Origin of the sequence: Herbaspirillum sp. GCM10030257 (assembly GCF_042666555.1) — a bacterium.
Lineage (GTDB): Bacteria > Pseudomonadota > Gammaproteobacteria > Burkholderiales > Burkholderiaceae_D > Noviherbaspirillum.
In genome coordinates this window covers 73,294-88,576 of the sequence record NZ_JBHTDH010000009.1, presented here as the reverse complement: position 1 = coordinate 88,576, position 15,283 = coordinate 73,294, and the positions used below count along the sequence as shown (strand labels likewise).

General features: G+C 56.1%; 17 protein-coding genes and 1 pseudogene. 5 read left to right on the top strand and 13 right to left on the bottom strand.

The window, feature by feature from the left end:
• Positions 1-88 precede the first annotated feature (88 nt).
• Positions 89-223, top strand: coding sequence for a hypothetical protein (locus ACFQUU_RS15610; RefSeq protein ID WP_382248706.1), 135 nt, complete (start codon positions 89-91; stop codon positions 221-223).
• 25 nt (positions 224-248) lie between these two features.
• Here ACFQUU_RS15610 and ACFQUU_RS15605 read toward each other — a convergent pair whose 3' ends face one another.
• Positions 249-725 (bottom strand): DUF2269 family protein, encoded by a 477-nt coding sequence (locus ACFQUU_RS15605; RefSeq protein ID WP_382248704.1) that lies wholly within the window; start codon positions 723-725, stop codon positions 249-251.
• 370 nt (positions 726-1,095) lie between these two features.
• Here ACFQUU_RS15605 and ACFQUU_RS15600 point away from each other — a divergent pair, with 370 nt between their 5' ends.
• The 3 genes from ACFQUU_RS15600 to ACFQUU_RS15590 all read left to right on the top strand — a co-directional run bounded on the left by ACFQUU_RS15600 (position 1,096) and on the right by ACFQUU_RS15590 (position 6,335).
• Positions 1,096-1,848 carry a peptidylprolyl isomerase gene (locus ACFQUU_RS15600; protein WP_382248702.1) on the top strand — a complete coding sequence of 251 codons (753 nt, stop codon included), beginning with the start codon at positions 1,096-1,098 and terminating at the stop codon, positions 1,846-1,848.
• An 87-nt stretch (positions 1,849-1,935) separates the two neighbouring features.
• A complete protein-coding gene (locus tag ACFQUU_RS15595; RefSeq protein WP_382248700.1) occupies positions 1,936-5,001 on the top strand; it encodes a peptidase domain-containing ABC transporter in 3,066 nt (1,021 codons plus the stop codon).
• A complete protein-coding gene (locus ACFQUU_RS15590) occupies positions 4,998-6,335 on the top strand; it encodes a sigma-54 interaction domain-containing protein (protein WP_382248698.1) in 1,338 nt (445 codons plus the stop codon). Before ACFQUU_RS15595 ends, ACFQUU_RS15590 begins: the two co-directional genes overlap by 4 nt.
• Before the next feature lie 24 nt (positions 6,336-6,359).
• Here ACFQUU_RS15590 and ACFQUU_RS15585 read toward each other — a convergent pair whose 3' ends face one another.
• From ACFQUU_RS15585 to ACFQUU_RS15535, 11 genes are all read right to left on the bottom strand, one after another.
• Positions 6,360-7,130 (bottom strand): PP2C family protein-serine/threonine phosphatase, encoded by a 771-nt coding sequence (locus ACFQUU_RS15585; protein ID WP_382248696.1) that lies wholly within the window; start codon positions 7,128-7,130, stop codon positions 6,360-6,362.
• 103 nt (positions 7,131-7,233) lie between these two features.
• Entirely contained in the window at positions 7,234-7,524 is a 291-nt protein-coding gene (locus ACFQUU_RS15580; protein WP_382248694.1) for a hypothetical protein, read from the bottom strand.
• Positions 7,525-7,626: 102 nt separating this feature from the next.
• Positions 7,627-7,890: a hypothetical protein gene (locus tag ACFQUU_RS15575; RefSeq protein ID WP_382248690.1), complete on the bottom strand. Its 264-nt coding sequence runs from the start codon at positions 7,888-7,890 to the stop codon at positions 7,627-7,629.
• 103 nt (positions 7,891-7,993) lie between these two features.
• Positions 7,994-8,269, bottom strand: coding sequence for a hypothetical protein (locus tag ACFQUU_RS15570; protein WP_382248688.1), 276 nt, complete (start codon positions 8,267-8,269; stop codon positions 7,994-7,996).
• Positions 8,270-8,336: 67 nt separating this feature from the next.
• On the bottom strand, positions 8,337-8,642 hold the full coding sequence (locus tag ACFQUU_RS15565) for a hypothetical protein (protein WP_382248686.1): 306 nt from the start codon (positions 8,640-8,642) through the stop codon (positions 8,337-8,339).
• 68 nt (positions 8,643-8,710) lie between these two features.
• Entirely contained in the window at positions 8,711-9,022 is a 312-nt protein-coding gene (locus ACFQUU_RS15560; protein ID WP_382248684.1) for a hypothetical protein, read from the bottom strand.
• Between the two features lie 728 nt (positions 9,023-9,750).
• A complete protein-coding gene (locus ACFQUU_RS15555; protein WP_382248692.1) occupies positions 9,751-9,954 on the bottom strand; it encodes a hypothetical protein in 204 nt (67 codons plus the stop codon).
• 157 nt (positions 9,955-10,111) lie between these two features.
• Entirely contained in the window at positions 10,112-10,375 is a 264-nt protein-coding gene (locus tag ACFQUU_RS15550; RefSeq protein ID WP_382248690.1) for a hypothetical protein, read from the bottom strand.
• A 103-nt stretch (positions 10,376-10,478) separates the two neighbouring features.
• On the bottom strand, positions 10,479-10,754 hold the full coding sequence (locus tag ACFQUU_RS15545) for a hypothetical protein (protein WP_382248688.1): 276 nt from the start codon (positions 10,752-10,754) through the stop codon (positions 10,479-10,481).
• Positions 10,755-10,821: 67 nt separating this feature from the next.
• The gene (locus ACFQUU_RS15540) at positions 10,822-11,127 is read right to left on the bottom strand and encodes a hypothetical protein (protein WP_382248686.1); all 306 of its coding nucleotides are present in this window, start codon (positions 11,125-11,127) and stop codon (positions 10,822-10,824) included.
• A 68-nt stretch (positions 11,128-11,195) separates the two neighbouring features.
• Positions 11,196-11,507: a hypothetical protein gene (locus tag ACFQUU_RS15535; RefSeq protein WP_382248684.1), complete on the bottom strand. Its 312-nt coding sequence runs from the start codon at positions 11,505-11,507 to the stop codon at positions 11,196-11,198.
• Between the two features lie 736 nt (positions 11,508-12,243).
• On the opposite strand from ACFQUU_RS15535, the gene ACFQUU_RS15530 reads away from it, so the two are divergent.
• Complete coding sequence (locus tag ACFQUU_RS15530; RefSeq protein ID WP_382248682.1) at positions 12,244-14,310, top strand: protein kinase; 2,067 nt, start codon at positions 12,244-12,246, stop codon at positions 14,308-14,310.
• Positions 14,311-14,322: 12 nt separating this feature from the next.
• Here the strand turns inward: ACFQUU_RS15530 and ACFQUU_RS15525 are convergent.
• Positions 14,323-15,000 (bottom strand): annotated as a pseudogene (locus tag ACFQUU_RS15525) (formylglycine-generating enzyme family protein); the annotation flags it as partial.
• Positions 15,001-15,283 lie beyond the last annotated feature (283 nt).

The following is a 15,283-nucleotide window of genomic DNA, read 5'->3' as shown; positions in this document are numbered from 1 at the left end:
TTGCGGTAAGTCAACTGTATGTAAATTTCCCAGCGGAACTGGGTTCTGAGTCGCTAAAATTTCCTATGAAAAATCTTGAGGACAGGAAATGGAAAAGTCGTTAAAACTCTCGACATCAGGCCGTTACTATACTTATCTCAATGTCGCCAAGGCGCAGGCGGCGGCATGCATCCTTGCCTCTTGCTGCGTGAGCGTCGGGCTCATCCTGCTTGCCTTTGCATAGAGGGTTTGAAAAGCTGTCAGGTAATTCAACCCAAAGCAGGCTTTGTCACCATTAAAAAGTAAATGATGATCATGGCAATGAACGCCGGGTAGCCCAGTAATTCCCAACGCTTTGCATACTGCCAATATTCAGCCGGCATGGCCATTGCACCGGAGGCTGCGGCATGCGAAGCGATCCGCGCCATTCTGACCTGCAGCACCAACACCGGCAGCCAGCATATTCCTGCGAATACATACAGGCCAATCGATACCATCAACCATGGTGTTGTCCAGGTAAAGCCGGCGATATGCGCCAGCCATAACCCGGATAGCGGTTGAAACACCGCAGCCGGTACGGTGAACCACAGGTCGGCACGACATACCAGCCTGGAAACCACGGACATTGCCTCTACAGATCCGCTGCGATTGGCAAAGAACAGATAGAAGGCAGTGCCAAATCCGGTGCCCACGATGAGCACCGAAGAAATGATGTGCAAGGTTTTGATCAGAAGGTAAGTGTTCATCTTTTCATTCATGTGAAGCGGTGCCACATCCGGCACATAGCGGTAAACGGCGCAAACGAGGTGATCGTGGTAACCAGCGAAACGACAGTCGATTCGTCGACACGAACTTCAGTCCAGCCGCTCCTTTCTTGGGATTAAGAACCCACATCACCTGATGTCGAAGACCTTGAGCTAAGACAGGCTCCGATGCTCCCGCACTCTTACTAATGCGCGCAATGCGGTAGATAATGTGTCAGTGGTTTTCCGGCGAATCATCCCGGACCCAACACTTCGGCATTTCACCACTGCACTATTGCAACAGTCGTAGTGCCTGTCACTATGACGCGCACAGTCGCATCGGCGTTCATCTTCACCTCGGGGAGCAGATGCAATGACGGATATTGTAAGAATCGATGATGAGGTCATCAGCGTCGACGACTTCGTCAGGACACTCAAGCTAAGCGGCCAGTTTGAAAGCCTGGTCGAACAGATGGTACGCGACCGGCTCACGGTCAACGCGGCGAAGAAGCAGGGTATTCCGGTGCTGGCCGAAGAAATCCAGGAACGGGCTGATCAATTTCGCCGGGTGCAGGGTCTGCATCGCGCGGCCGACATGAATCAGTACCTGAGCGCCCTTGGGGTCTCGCTGGACGAATTTGAAGAATTCATCACGGACGCGCTGTATCAGGAAAAGATGCTGGCCAAGGTGTGTAATGACCGCGCCGTAGACGAATATTTCAAGCTCAATTCACCCAAATTCGACAGCATCGAAGTCAGTCACATCGTCCTCGACGCCGAAGGCAAGGCGAAGGAAATGATTTCGGTATTGCAGGACGATCCGGACTGCTTCGCGGAAATGGCGATGGAACATTCCGTCGCCGATACACGCGACAAAGGCGGTCTTATTGGCAAGGTAATGCGCGGCTCGCTCAAGTCCGATATCGAAGCCAAAGTCTTTAACGCCAAGGTTGGCGACCTGCTTGGTCCTTTCCCCTCGCCTGATCGCACCATGTTCGAAATTTTCATGGTCAACGCCAAGCATCCGGCGACACTGGACGAAGAGTCGACTGCAGAAATCCGGCGCTTGCTGAAGGAAGAATGGCTTCTCGGCCGGGCGCAGGAACATATCATCGAAGCGTGCTAAATCTGTCGTGAATCGCACCTGAGGCTGAACAAGCCCCGTTGCCATTCCCGACAGCCGTCACCCTATCGAAGCGAGAATGGCAAGCCCATGGACGCTCCATCACAGTCACAACTCCAGCCGGTCACGGACTTTCTTGCATCGGTAGAAATTCTCTCTCCCTTTACCCGCGATGAACTGGAAGCCATCGCGCCGCACGTGGAATCGCGTTTCTTCGCATTTGGCGATACGGTGTGCAATGCCGGTGATCCGGCTGATGGGCTTTATGTCATCAAGAGCGGTACCGTTCGTTTCTTTACCGAAGTGCAGGGTAAGGAAGTGAGTATGGGGGTACGCAAGACTGGTGAAGTCTTCGCCGACATTGCCATGCTGCGCGATTACCGGCACGAAGCTTCCGTACGCGCTTCGGTCAAGACCGAGCTGCTTTTCATTCCGCGCCGTGTGATCGAACCGATTATTCTGAAAAATCCAGCCGCATATGCGTTCGTCACCAGCTATGTTGCGATCAGCTCTGCCGGAGGTTTTGTTGCGCGCCTTTTTGATTTGAAAGGGAAGGTCGACAAGAAGGAGTTGGAAGAATTCGTCCGTAGCGTTGGCGTCAAGCGCATTGCCGCAGGCAAGGAGATCCTCAAGCAGGATTCGCGCGACGACCGACGGCTTTACGTTGTTCGACACGGTGAAGTACGCATTGTCCGCAAGGAGGCAGGCGAAGAATATCCTCTGGCGACGCTGCGCGATGGCGAGATATTCGGCGAGAAAGCCTGCGTATTGCGTCAGGAACAGATGGCATCGGTCACCGCGAACGAAGATACGACGTTGCTGGTCATTCCAGAAAAAACCGTGCATCAGCTCGTTGAACGCAATCCGAAACTGCGCGAAGCCCTGGAAGAGCGCATTCAGTTCATCGAGCGGGAATTGCACCGCCAAAAAAAACTTGCCGATCGCCGCAAGCGTCCAGTCACACTGGACATGCGTTCGCAGCCGGAACTCGGCGAAAAAATCATCAAGCGTTTTCCGCTGGTGGAGCAGGCCGAAGAGATGGACTGCGGTGCGGCTTGCCTTGCGATGTTATGCCGGCACTATGGCATTTCCATGACCCTCGGAAAACTACGTGAGCTTGCCAATGTCACTACCCAGGGCGCCACCATGGACAGCCTTGCCAGGGTGGGTGAATCCCTGGGGTTTACCACACGTGGCGTGCAATGCACCTATGAGGCATTGCTTGGTTTCGATCTTCCCTTCATCGCACACTGGGAGGGGTACCACTATATTGTGATTTATGGCGTATCCAAACGAAATGTCTGGATAGCGGACCCGGCGCTCGGCTTCAGGAAGATGACGGTTGAAGAATTCGAACGCGGCTGGAGCGGCACCTGCCTATTATTTACGCCAGGGCAGGATCTGGCGCAGCTGACAGCGACCCGTTCTCCGTGGATACGCTTTATCGCTTACCTGAAACCTTACAGAAAGATCCTGCTGCATCTGTTTCTCGCGACGTTCATCATCCAGATGCTGGGGCTGGTGCCGCCGCTCATCATCCAGAACGTCCTCGACGGCGTGATCGTGCATCACAACGTCGGCCTGCTGCATTTGCTGATCGCAGGACTGATTATCTCGAATGTATTTACGCAACTGATGACGACTATCCGGGCGTACCTGGCGAACTTCATGGTACGCAACATGGACTTTTCGATGATGTCGCATTTCTTCCGGCATACGATGTCGTTGCCGTACTCCTTTTTCGCCAAACGCAAGACTGGCGACATCCTCGCCCGTTTCCAGGAAAACCAGACAATCCGGGGCTTTCTTACCGAATCGACAGTGACCACCATGCTGAACCTGTTGATGGTGTTCATCTATTTTTCGATCATGTTCCTGTATAACGCGAAGATGACCCTGGTCCTGATTGCCTTCGTGATACCGATCATGATTTTGACCGTCGTTGTTACGCCGAGGATCAAAAATTATGCACGTGAAGCGTTTTCCACTTCGACCGAGGCGCAGGCCTACCTGATGGAAACGCTGGGCGGTGTGGAAACCATCAAGGGTATGGGTATCGAAAGACCAGTGCGACTGAAATGGGAAAAGAAGTACGCCAAATCACTCGACGTGCAATACCGAATGCAGTCGTTCAGCATCCTTGTCTCTCTCGCCAGTCAGGTATTGAACGCCGCGACCACGATTGCGATTCTCTGGGTCGGCGCAAACCTGGTGCTGAGCCGGGAGCTGAGCGTAGGGCAGTTGATTGCCTTCAATGCCTTGATGGGCAGCGTGCTGGCACCGCTGATGGGTCTCGTCGGGCTTTGGGGGCGGTTAAATGATGCCGGTGTGGCGATGGAGCGTCTTGGTGACGTGCTCGACATGGAGCCGGAGCAAAAGCCGTCCGACCTGCCTTCACGCATCGTGCTGCCCGACCTACAAGGTTCCGTGCGCTTCGACAATGTGTACTTCCGTTATGGCGGCAATGAAACGTCTTATGTGCTGGAAAATATCAGTTTCGATATAAATCCCGGCGAACTGGTCGCCGTGGTCGGGCGTAGCGGCTCGGGCAAAACCACCCTGGCCAAACTGTTGGTCGGTTTCTATCCGCCAAGCGAAGGGAAAATCATCGTCGACGGCTATGACATGGCGATGCTGGATAAAGATTATTACCGCGCCCAGGTCGGCTATGTCATGCAAAGCAACCTGGTTTTTTCCGGCACGATTGCCGAAAATATTGCGAGTGGCGACGACAGTCCGGACAGGCGTCGCATCGAGGAAGTCGCGAAGATGGCCGATGCGCACGGCTTCATTGCCAAGATGCCACTCGGCTACGAGCAGGTCGTCGGCGAGCGGGGCGTCGGCCTGTCGGGCGGCCAGATCCAGCGCTTGTGCATCGCCAGGGCGCTGTATCACGATCCGCGCCTGCTGGTCTTCGATGAGGCAACGTCGGCGCTCGATACCCAGTCGGAAAGCAACATCATCACCAACATGCACGAGATCCTGAAAGGGCGGACCGCTGTCATCATCGCCCACAGGCTCAGCACCATCATGCGCGCCGACAAGATTCTCGTGCTGTATGAAGGAGCGATCGTCGAACAGGGCAAGCACGAAGAACTGGTCGATCGACGAGGCATGTATTTCCAACTTGTCCAGAAACAGTTGAGCGCCGCATGAAACTCTTCCAGCAAGGCGTACCGGGCAGCACCACGATGTCGTATGCAGGGCTGATCGAAAAGATAGAGATCCTGCGTACGACACTGCGCTGGGCGTCTAAACTCGAACGTCCCGATATCGAGAAACTGTTACGTCAGTCGAACGCCCTGCGCGAAGAGGTGATGCAACTGTCGCACAAGGAACGTTTTGTGAAGGCGGCAGCGCAGGAGCCGGAGAAGCTCGACCAGCTACCCGGACAGCGCAAGCAGGCGCTGCTGGCTCGCAGTTTCGTGTTCGAAGGGACGTTTGGCGACAACCCGGATTTGCTCGATGCACTTGAAGTCGCGGAAAAGGCGGCGCCAACCGACCTGCCTGTGCTGATCGATGGCGAGAGCGGGACCGGCAAGGAGTTGATGGCCAAGGTTATCCATGCCAATGGTCCACGCGCCGACAAGCCATTCATCTCGGTCAATTGCGGTGCAATACCCGATAACCTGCTGGAATCCGAGTTATTCGGCCACAAGAAAGGCTCCTTTACCGGTGCCGCGAATGACAGGAAAGGCAAGTTTGAAAGTGCGCACAAAGGGACCATTTTCCTGGACGAGATAGGCGAGTTGCCGCTGGTGGGACAGGTCAAGTTGCTGCGTGTACTGGAGTCGCACGAGATCCAGCGCGTAGGCTCTGATGAGCTTATTTCTGTGGATGCGCGTATCGTTGCGGCGACCAACAAGAATTTGCGCAAGCTCAGCGAGCAGGGTGTGTTCAGGGAAGACTTGTTCTACCGGCTAAGCGTGATCCATGTCAGCCTGCCAGCCCTGCGTGACCGCAAGGACGAGATCCCTATATTGTTTTCTTATTTCTGCGATGAAGCGGCCGAAGCATTGAAGCGTCGTCCGGTAAAGATGTCGCCCGCATTGCGCAGCTTCCTGCTCGATTATGCGTATCCGGGAAATATTCGTGAGCTGCGCAACATCATTTATCGATTGTCGTGCCTGGCTGGTGAAACTGCAGACATCGTTCATCTTCCTGTTGACATTCGTCCCAAGCCGGGCGGCCAGGCGGCGGCCAATGCTTATAGTAGTGCGGCTGCCGGTCCATCCTCGGGCGGTACATTGGCCGGGATACTGAATACGGCTTCGCTGAGCGATGCCAGGCGGATTGCCAGCGACGAGGCAGAGAAAGCATTTCTGGAAAAAGGGCTGAGGGAAGTTGGCGGAACGGTCGCAGAACTTGCCCGTCGCTGCGACATGAACCGCTCGCACCTGCAAATGTTATTGAAGAAGCATGGCATTCATTCGAAAGATTTCCGCAAGCATGCAGGGCAATCGGACTCGGGCAGCGATAAGCACGCTTGAAACGCTTCCAAAGCGTCAGTCGCTCTACAGCGCCGGATTCAATGCGGTCATTTCATTCCGGTGAAAATCGTCAGCACGCACGACGACGGCAGAAATGTTATCCCGTCCGCCCCGGTACAGCGCCATGCCGATCAGTGTCTCGGATGCATGTTCGCAATCGCCTGGTGCAAGGGCATTGCACATTTCATCTTCACTCACGGCATTACTGAGTCCGTCGCTGCATAACAGGAACATGTCGCCGTCATCCACCTCGACACGATCTTCGTCGATTTCCAGCGTGTCGGCGGCGCCAACCGCGCGAGTGATCATGTTCTTCGGTACGTGCAGCAGCGCATCCTCTGCGCTCATGCCGGCTTTGGCCTTGAGTTCTTCAAGCTGGCTGTGATCGCGTGTCAGCAAGCGAAGTTCGCCTTGCCGGAAACGATAAATGCGACTATCGCCGGCCCATAGATAGCCGCAATGGCTGTCCCAGGCCAGTAGCACAACCGCAGTGCTGCCGATGATGTAGACGTCGCGGACAATCGCTTCTTGCCGGAGGTCCTGGTTTGCCAGCTGCAACTGATTTCTTGCATGGCCGACAAATGCTTCCAGGCTATCCGGAGGAGGAACCTCCTGCAGCCGGTCTACCACAGTCCGGCTCGCGTAGTCGCCCAGGGAATGACCGCCCATACCATCGGCTACGGCCCACATGCCGCGCTCCGGTCGATCAAGAAGAGCATCCTCATTGAGATCACGGATCAGGCCCACATGAGTGCGGGACGAAGACGTCCATCGAAAATGTGTTGGATTATTCATCACAACCTCCACGAATCACGCATTGATTACTGCACTATGCGAGTCATGCTGAGCGTACGGCCCGGACAGGTATCGTACAACCAAAGTGACATCGTCTGTGTGCTTAATGCTTCTGGTTTGTGCTGTGTTCACTAAGGATAACGTTGATATTCGAGTTCGCCGCCGAATTATCGATCTCAACGTTCTGTATCTGGTTATTCATCTGGTCGGCGATATAGGTGTTGTTGATCTGGAAGAAGTTAAACACCGTTCCGAGACCTGAATTCGGATTTGATGCCACGTAGGGACGGATCCAGCCAAAGACCCATGGTGCACCCGAACCCCGAATCACCGACATGGCCTTGCGGTCGAGAGCACGGTTCAAGGGCAAATCTTTGATAGCGAGTACAGTCATGGTGAATCTCCGAAGTGTTGGGTGAAATGCGGCACAGTGCGCGCTAAGTGAGCTATATCTCCTATGGAGCAATCAGCGTGCCATCCCCCGATCAATGTCGGACTATAGTGCGGCGCTGATACTGCCCCACTGCGATGGGTTGACGGCGATATTGGGTGGAATGAAACTCGCACCGATGACGCCGACATTGTTCAACGTGTTGACGTCCACATTCTGCAACTGGTTCAGGTTCTGGGTGATGCCGACGTTGACATTGGCAATCGGGCCCAGACCGGCAAGCCAGGAATTGCCGCCGCGTACCGACGACATCGCGTGCTGGTCGAGCTCGGTGCTGTTGGCGAGATCATGAATGGCGATGGATGACATGGTGATGCTCCTTGATGAATAAGTGAAGGACAAAGATCGACAGGCTCTGCACGACGGCCACGGTGGAGGGCGGTACACCTGCCTTCCACCGTGCTGCCGGGCATTACAGGAAGCTGATGTTGTTGGAGCCAGTCTGGGTCGGATGCACATTGGAGGTGATGCCGCAGACGAAGGCCGCATTGTTGCCGTTGTTGACCTGGGTATCCTGGCTTTGCTGCATCAGTTGCTCGGCATCGAACTTGAAGTCGCTCTTGGAGACATGGGTGATTGGGCCAAGATAGAACGGCGCACCTTGGTAGGTGCCGCCGCGCACGGCGGCCATGGCGCCGGCGTCGAGTTCTGTGGTCTGGGACAGGTCTTTGATGATCAGTGCTTTCATGGTGATTCTCCTAAAAGGTATAAGTCAGTAAGTAAGCTGGGTAAGCTACGAAAGAGCCGGGTCTTGCTTAAGCAGCCAGGCCGCCGAAGCTGATGTTGTTGGTGCCAGTCTGGGTCGGGTTCACATTGGAGGTGATGCCGGATGCGAAGGCGACGTTGTTGCCATTGTTGACCAGGGTGTTCTGGCTCTGGGCGAGCATTTGGGTGGCATCGAACTTGAAGTCATCCTTCGCTACCGAGCCGGTCGGGCTGGGCCAGCAGTAGGACGGCAACGGGACGTAGCAGCCGCTGTAGGTGCCGCCGCGCACGGCGGACATGGAATGGGCGTCGAGTTGTTCGGTAACGGCCAGGTCTTTGATGAGCAGTGATGTCATGATGATTCTCCTGAATAAAAGTAAGGTGTAGGGCAAGTGAAGGTAAGCAAGGGCAAGTGCCGTGTGCATCAACCGAAGCTGATGTTGTTGGAGCCGGTCTGGGTCGGGTTCACGTTGGACGTGATGCCGGACGCAAAGGCGACGTTGTTGCCGTTGTTGACCTGGGTGTTCTGGCTCTGGTTGAGCAGTTGTGTGGCATCGAACGAGAAGTCGCTCTTGGAGAACGATCCCATCGGGCTCATGCCATAGCCGCTGCTGGGCAGGCAATACGATGGTGCAGGCACATAGCAGCCGCCGTAGGTACCGCCGCGTACGGCAGACATGGAGCGGGAGTCGAGTTGTTCGGTAACGGCCAGGTCGGAGATGATGAGGGATGTCATGGTAGTGCTCCTAAGTGAGTGAAGTTGGTAAGTCAGTGGTCAGGCATTGGGTAGTTGGGTTGGTGTCGAACGTTTTGTCGTACACGCAGGACATACAGCAGGGAGTGTGCCAGCGTGTGGGATGGCGTCTGGCGGGCGGGCTAAGTGCTTGATGTGTATGGGGATTTGTGAAGAGGTGAAGGAGGGTGGTGGCGCGAGGAGGACTTCGGCGGCACAGTGGCATGATGGGGGCGATCCAACACATCAGCAGCTAGTGTCTGCAAAAGCCTGACACCACGTAGTACACCGGCATACACGCCGAGACATACGCATGCGGATGCGATAAGGAACATCGTCTGAACGACGCATTGAACAGATCTAGCAGGGGGGAAGAACGCAGCGATGAAGACGCGCCATGTGGTGCATCAGAGTCTCTCTCGCGAACGCCAGGGGCGGCAGCAAGGCCGATTGCTACTCTTAGGAAGGGGGTACCCCGACGAGAGCTTAATGTTTCTTGGGTGGGGGAGCAGAAGGGTAAGAAGAGGGCGACGCGATGAGGAAAGCCAGGTGTCGGCAGACAGATTTGGCAGCAACAACGCGAACGCTCGTCAGCGTATCTGTCGGCAATTACATGCCACACGCAGATATACATCGATCAATGACAAGCTAATTGCGATAGACCAAGCGTACACACGAGCAAACGCCCGACAACGTCAGTTGCCGGGCGAAAAACAGGCATGCGAAACTAACTACTTGCGCGACAGCAGATCCTTCGCAGGCTGCACGCTACGTTTGACGCCGGGAGGGTAATCGACAATCCGGGTGCTGCCGAAAGCTTTCTGCAACTGATAAGCCTGGCGATTCCCGCCTCGCGCGCCGCCGATGACGGCATGCATGGCTTCGCGGTCCAGATCGATGCTTTCCGGCAGGTCTTTGATGGTAATGGTAGCCATGGCTGGCTCCTTGAAATCAGGTAACTGGAAATGCGCTCTTGTCTATCACGGATAAACCGGTATTGTGCCCAGTATAGTCGGCGCAATAAGCAATGCGCCCGATTCTTCTCAAGAAAAAACGCCGGAAACATGGGTTTCCGGCTTCAGGCTGCGAACATCAGAGTGCGGCGCTGATACTGCCCCACTGCGACGGGTTGACGGCGATATTGGGTGGAATGAAACTCGCACCGATGACGCCGACATTGTTCAACGTGTTGACGTCCACATTCTGCAACTGGTTCAGGTTCTGGGTGATGCCGACGTTGACATTGGCAATCGGGCCCAGACCGGCAAGCCAGGAATTGCCGCCGCGTACCGACGACATCGCGTGCTGGTCGAGCTCGGTGCTGTTGGCGAGATCATGAATGGCGATGGATGACATGGTGATGCTCCTTGATGAATAAGTGAAGGACAAAGATCGACAGGCTCTGCACGACGGCCACGGTGGAGGGCGGTACACCTGCCTTCCACCGTGCTGCCGGGCATTACAGGAAGCTGATGTTGTTGGAGCCAGTCTGGGTCGGATGCACATTGGAGGTGATGCCGCAGACGAAGGCCGCATTGTTGCCGTTGTTGACCTGGGTATCCTGGCTTTGCTGCATCAGTTGCTCGGCATCGAACTTGAAGTCGCTCTTGGAGACATGGGTGATTGGGCCAAGATAGAACGGCGCACCTTGGTAGGTGCCGCCGCGCACGGCGGCCATGGCGCCGGCGTCGAGTTCTGTGGTCTGGGACAGGTCTTTGATGATCAGTGCTTTCATGGTGATTCTCCTAAAAGGTATAAGTCAGTAAGTAAGCTGGGTAAGCTACGAAAGAGCCGGGTCTTGCTTAAGCAGCCAGGCCGCCGAAGCTGATGTTGTTGGTGCCAGTCTGGGTCGGGTTCACATTGGAGGTGATGCCGGATGCGAAGGCGACGTTGTTGCCATTGTTGACCAGGGTGTTCTGGCTCTGGGCGAGCATTTGGGTGGCATCGAACTTGAAGTCATCCTTCGCTACCGAGCCGGTCGGGCTGGGCCAGCAGTAGGACGGCAACGGGACGTAGCAGCCGCTGTAGGTGCCGCCGCGCACGGCGGACATGGAATGGGCGTCGAGTTGTTCGGTAACGGCCAGGTCTTTGATGAGCAGTGATGTCATGATGATTCTCCTGAATAAAAGTAAGGTGTAGGGCAAGTGAAGGTAAGCAAGGGCAAGTGCCGTGTGCATCAACCGAAGCTGATGTTGTTGGAGCCGGTCTGGGTCGGGTTCACGTTGGACGTGATGCCGGACGCAAAGGCGACGTTGTTGCCGTTGTTGACCTGGGTGTTCTGGCTCTGGTTGAGCAGTTGTGTGGCATCGAACGAGAAGTCGCTCTTGGAGAACGATCCCATCGGGCTCATGCCATAGCCGCTGCTGGGCAGGCAATACGATGGTGCAGGCACATAGCAGCCGCCGTAGGTACCGCCGCGTACGGCAGACATGGAGCGGGAGTCGAGTTGTTCGGTAACGGCCAGGTCGGAGATGATGAGGGATGTCATGGTAGTGCTCCTAAGTGAGTGAAGTTGGTAAGTCAGTGGTCAGGCATTGGGTAGTTGGGTTGGTGTCGAACGTTTTGTCGTACACGCAGGACATACAGCAGGGAGTGTGCCAGCGTGTGGGATGGCGTCTGGCGGGCGGGCTAAGTGCTTGATGTGTATGGGGATTTGTGAAGAGGTGAAGGAGAGTGGTGGCGCGAGGAGGACTTCGGCGGCACAGTGGCATGATGGAGACGATCCAACACATCAACAGCTAGTGTCTGATTGGCTCCGACACATCGTCAGACACGTTGACACCGCGTGGTGTGAATGCGCTCGAATCGAAGACAGCGATGGTGTATCTTGTCTAATACTTGAACAATGCGGAACCGACCACTGTGCACTCTATGTACCTCATGTCTCTCTATAACCAGGACATGGCGAAGCGGCGCGGGCATGCTTTAATAAAGTAGTGCGGAAGGATTCTGCTGAAGCTCAACAACGCGCGAATCGTGGAGCGCATGATGTTTGCTTATGGACGGGTCCATATCCATTTTTGTTATAGGCGTCCACCGTCATGTTTTCCGGCCGCCAATAAAGAACGGATTGCACAGCGTCCAGCATGGCAGTTTAAAGTCGGGATGAAAGCCCGGCTTGCACAACAGTCGGTCCCAAGGGATCGAGGCGCTGTAAGAACGAGGCCTGCCCATGCACTACGGACATGGAATGGCATCGCCGAAGGCACTTAGTGTGAGCACCTATGGCCACTCTTGCGCACGCAATACGTACCTTTCAAAGCGGCGGCCTGTCGCATAAGGAATTTCTAGCGCAGGTCGACCGCGTCCTTGCTGCCGACAAGGCGAATTCCGCTCGCCTTGTCGATTTGCTGAGCGAGGAAAACACCCGCATTGAATTACCGCCCGATGTCTACGTGGAATTGCGGCGCCGCGTCGAACACCTGATGGAGTCGAACCAGCGCGGCGGCGAAGAAACACATGTGCAGACCCGCCCGGGAGACATGCCGCCTATGCGGCAGGGCGGGACAAATGAAAAAGAAAAGGACAAGCCGTCCCAGGATTCCAATCGCATGAAAGGCGCGGGCGACACGCTGAACGGGCGATTTGTCCTGGAAGAATGCATTGGTTTCGGCGGTATGGGCACCGTCTACAAGGCGCTCGACCTGCGCAAACTTGAAGCGTCGGACCGTAAGCCTTATATCGCGATCAAGGTCTTGAACGTCCAGTTCCGCGGGCATCCCAAATCGCTTATCACCCTGCAGCGTGAGGCCAAGAAGGCGCAAGCGCTTGCGCACCCCAATATCGTTACCGTCTACGATTTTGATCGCGACGGATCCACGGTGTATCTCACGATGGAACTGCTGTCGGGCAAGCCGCTCAGTCGGATCCTGCGTGCGCCGGATTTCAAAGGCTTGCCTGCGGCTGAAGTCTGGCGCATCGCCAATGGCATGGGCAAAGCACTCGCATATGCCCATGAGCGCGGCTTCGTGCATTGCGACCTGAAACCGGCGAACGTCTTTTTGACCGAAAAAGGCGAGGTGAAAGTCATCGACTTCGGCATTTCAAGGGTTTTCCATAAACCGGAAGACGATGCCGACGTGACGGTCTTCGACCCGGGCAGCCTTGGCGGGCTGACTCCGGCTTATGCGAGTGCTGAAATGCTTGAACGCAAGGAGCCCGACCCGCGCGACGATATCTATGCGCTAGCCTGTATCGCCTATGAACTGCTGACAGGAAAACATCCGTTTGACCGCGTCGCTGCGACGCAGGCAAGAAATGCCGGCATGAAGCCGATGCGACCGAAAGGTATCGGTTTTAGACAATGGCAGGCGTTGAAGGCCGCCTTGTCCTTCCGGCGCGAGACGCGTACCGCCAGCGTCGCGGAATTTCTGGACGCCATTGGCGAGCATCGCGGAGCCACGACCTACATCGCGCTGGTGACGTCGACCTTTTTGGTCGCAGCACTGACAGCGACGGGGGTCGGCTACTACTGGCGTTCGCACAAAGTCGATAGCCCTCGGCGCGCCGAGGCGCCTGCCTCACCACCCACCTCATCTGCGACGCCCGTCGTGCCGGCACCCGTACCGCCGACCGCGCAAACGAAAGCGCCTGAAAAGCCGCAGCCGCTGCCACCGATCAAGCTTGCTGCGGTTGCGCCCCTTATCGCAGCCGAATCGTGTGCAGCAATGGTCTCGGCCGCACGCGACCATACGCTGGAAGTGCAGGGTTATATCGCAGACGGTGCTGCGCTTACGCGGCTCAAGAATAAACTTGCCGCGGTACCCGGCGTTACCACGCTCAACCTGACGGCGGTGCAAGTCAGTGAAGAGAAATGCGCAGTGATCGAGGCGTTGGCGCCATATTGGCAAAAGAATCAGGAAGCAGGCCGTGCGGCCATGGTGCAGACGCGCGCACGCAATGCCGAGTTGACTGAAGGCGATCCGCTCGTCATTGATATCAAGACGCCGGCGTTCGACTCATATGTCTATGTCGACTACTATGCGCTCGACGGCAGCGTCGCCCATTTGTTACCAAGCAGACGTTCCAAGGCCAATCAGGCACCGCCGAATTACAGGGCGTCGATCGGCAGCATTGAAAATTGGATCGTGTCGAAACCCTTCGGTAAGGAATTTATTGTGTTGCTGGTAACACCGGTGCCGCTGTTTGATGGCAAGCCACCGGAGTACAAAACACGCGCGGACTATCTGAAGGCCTTGGAAAAGCAACTCAAGCAGATCGCCGCCAAACATGGAAAAGAAAAAGTCGCGGTGGACTTCGTGCAGATCACGACCAAGGCCCGTAAGCCCTAAGCAGATCAGAACTCAGTTTAGTTCACGCACTACGCGGAAACCATTCTGCGAATGGCGTACGCTCGCATCATACTTAAAGCGGGTAGATGAAGGCATGTAAGTAGCACCTTCCCGCCATGAACCGCCACGGATGACGCGTACACGGCAATTGGGCTCATCCCAAGGGCGCGCGTCAGCGGGTGCGCCCTTGTAGGTGTTATGCCAGCAATCGCTGACCCATTCCCACACGCTGCCGTTCATGTCGTGCAGGCCATAAGGATTGGGGGAGAAGGATCCGACATCGGACGGTGCGTCTTTTTGCCAGGGATCTCCGCAGTCCTTGCAGTTGGCATTGCCGGGTCGCATCTGGTCGCCCCACCAGAATCGTGTGCTGGTACCACCGCGGACCGCATATTCCCATTCCGCCTCGCTCGGCAGTCGATAAGTCTTGCCACTCACGCTGCTCAACCATTTCACATAAAGTTGCGCATCGTCCCAGCTGATGTCGCGCGCTGGTGATTTTTTCTGGCGGCCTTCTCCCGCGGTAATGCGCGGGCAGGCACCTGCGGCGACACAGGCATCCCATTCTTCCACCGTCACTTCATACTTTCCAATGGCAAACGGTGTATTGATCGTCACGCGGTGCGGCGGACGTTCTGAGGGGTCGTCCGCCGCACTGCCCATGGTGAAGCCGCCGGCACGCACCGAAACGAGGACCGGACAGGTTGGGCAGTCGCGGATTTCACTTCCCGCCTGAACAGGTGCAGCCGGCTTTTCGGGCGGACGTGGTTCAGGTGGTTTTGGCGTCGCAGCGGTTTCCGGCTCTGCCTTTTTTGGTGGCTCGGGCCGTGGTTGTTCCTGTGCCCTGGCCGGTGCGCGCGGCCGTTCAGGCGCCGACCTGATTGCTGGCGGCGGCTTGTCCGCGGGCGCATCGGCTTTCGGAGCAGCAGCGCGCAGCCGCTCCATGCGTGCACGTGCAAGCGACGCGAAGCGC

What these genes read in the sequence shown, in the direction of transcription:
- ACFQUU_RS15580 (WP_382248694.1), bottom strand. Translation starts at nt 7,524, where the DNA reads ATGACTGTACTCGCTATCAAAGATTTGCCCTTGAACCGTGCTCTCGAC.
- ACFQUU_RS15560 (WP_382248684.1), bottom strand. Translation starts at nt 9,022, where the DNA reads ATGACATCCCTCATCATCTCCGACCTGGCCGTTACCGAACAACTCGAC.
- ACFQUU_RS15590 (WP_382248698.1), top strand. Translation starts at nt 4,998, where the DNA reads ATGAAACTCTTCCAGCAAGGCGTACCGGGCAGCACCACGATGTCGTAT.
- ACFQUU_RS15585 (WP_382248696.1), bottom strand. Translation starts at nt 7,130, where the DNA reads ATGAATAATCCAACACATTTTCGATGGACGTCTTCGTCCCGCACTCAT.
- ACFQUU_RS15530 (WP_382248682.1), top strand. Translation starts at nt 12,244, where the DNA reads ATGGCCACTCTTGCGCACGCAATACGTACCTTTCAAAGCGGCGGCCTG.
- ACFQUU_RS15555 (WP_382248692.1), bottom strand. Translation starts at nt 9,954, where the DNA reads ATGGCTACCATTACCATCAAAGACCTGCCGGAAAGCATCGATCTGGAC.
- ACFQUU_RS15565 (WP_382248686.1), bottom strand. Translation starts at nt 8,642, where the DNA reads ATGACATCACTGCTCATCAAAGACCTGGCCGTTACCGAACAACTCGAC.
- ACFQUU_RS15545 (WP_382248688.1), bottom strand. Translation starts at nt 10,754, where the DNA reads ATGAAAGCACTGATCATCAAAGACCTGTCCCAGACCACAGAACTCGAC.
- ACFQUU_RS15535 (WP_382248684.1), bottom strand. Translation starts at nt 11,507, where the DNA reads ATGACATCCCTCATCATCTCCGACCTGGCCGTTACCGAACAACTCGAC.
- ACFQUU_RS15610 (WP_382248706.1), top strand. Translation starts at nt 89, where the DNA reads ATGGAAAAGTCGTTAAAACTCTCGACATCAGGCCGTTACTATACTTAT.
- ACFQUU_RS15605 (WP_382248704.1), bottom strand. Translation starts at nt 725, where the DNA reads ATGAACACTTACCTTCTGATCAAAACCTTGCACATCATTTCTTCGGTG.
- ACFQUU_RS15600 (WP_382248702.1), top strand. Translation starts at nt 1,096, where the DNA reads ATGACGGATATTGTAAGAATCGATGATGAGGTCATCAGCGTCGACGAC.
- ACFQUU_RS15550 (WP_382248690.1), bottom strand. Translation starts at nt 10,375, where the DNA reads ATGTCATCCATCGCCATTCATGATCTCGCCAACAGCACCGAGCTCGAC.
- ACFQUU_RS15575 (WP_382248690.1), bottom strand. Translation starts at nt 7,890, where the DNA reads ATGTCATCCATCGCCATTCATGATCTCGCCAACAGCACCGAGCTCGAC.
- ACFQUU_RS15540 (WP_382248686.1), bottom strand. Translation starts at nt 11,127, where the DNA reads ATGACATCACTGCTCATCAAAGACCTGGCCGTTACCGAACAACTCGAC.
- ACFQUU_RS15595 (WP_382248700.1), top strand. Translation starts at nt 1,936, where the DNA reads ATGGACGCTCCATCACAGTCACAACTCCAGCCGGTCACGGACTTTCTT.
- ACFQUU_RS15570 (WP_382248688.1), bottom strand. Translation starts at nt 8,269, where the DNA reads ATGAAAGCACTGATCATCAAAGACCTGTCCCAGACCACAGAACTCGAC.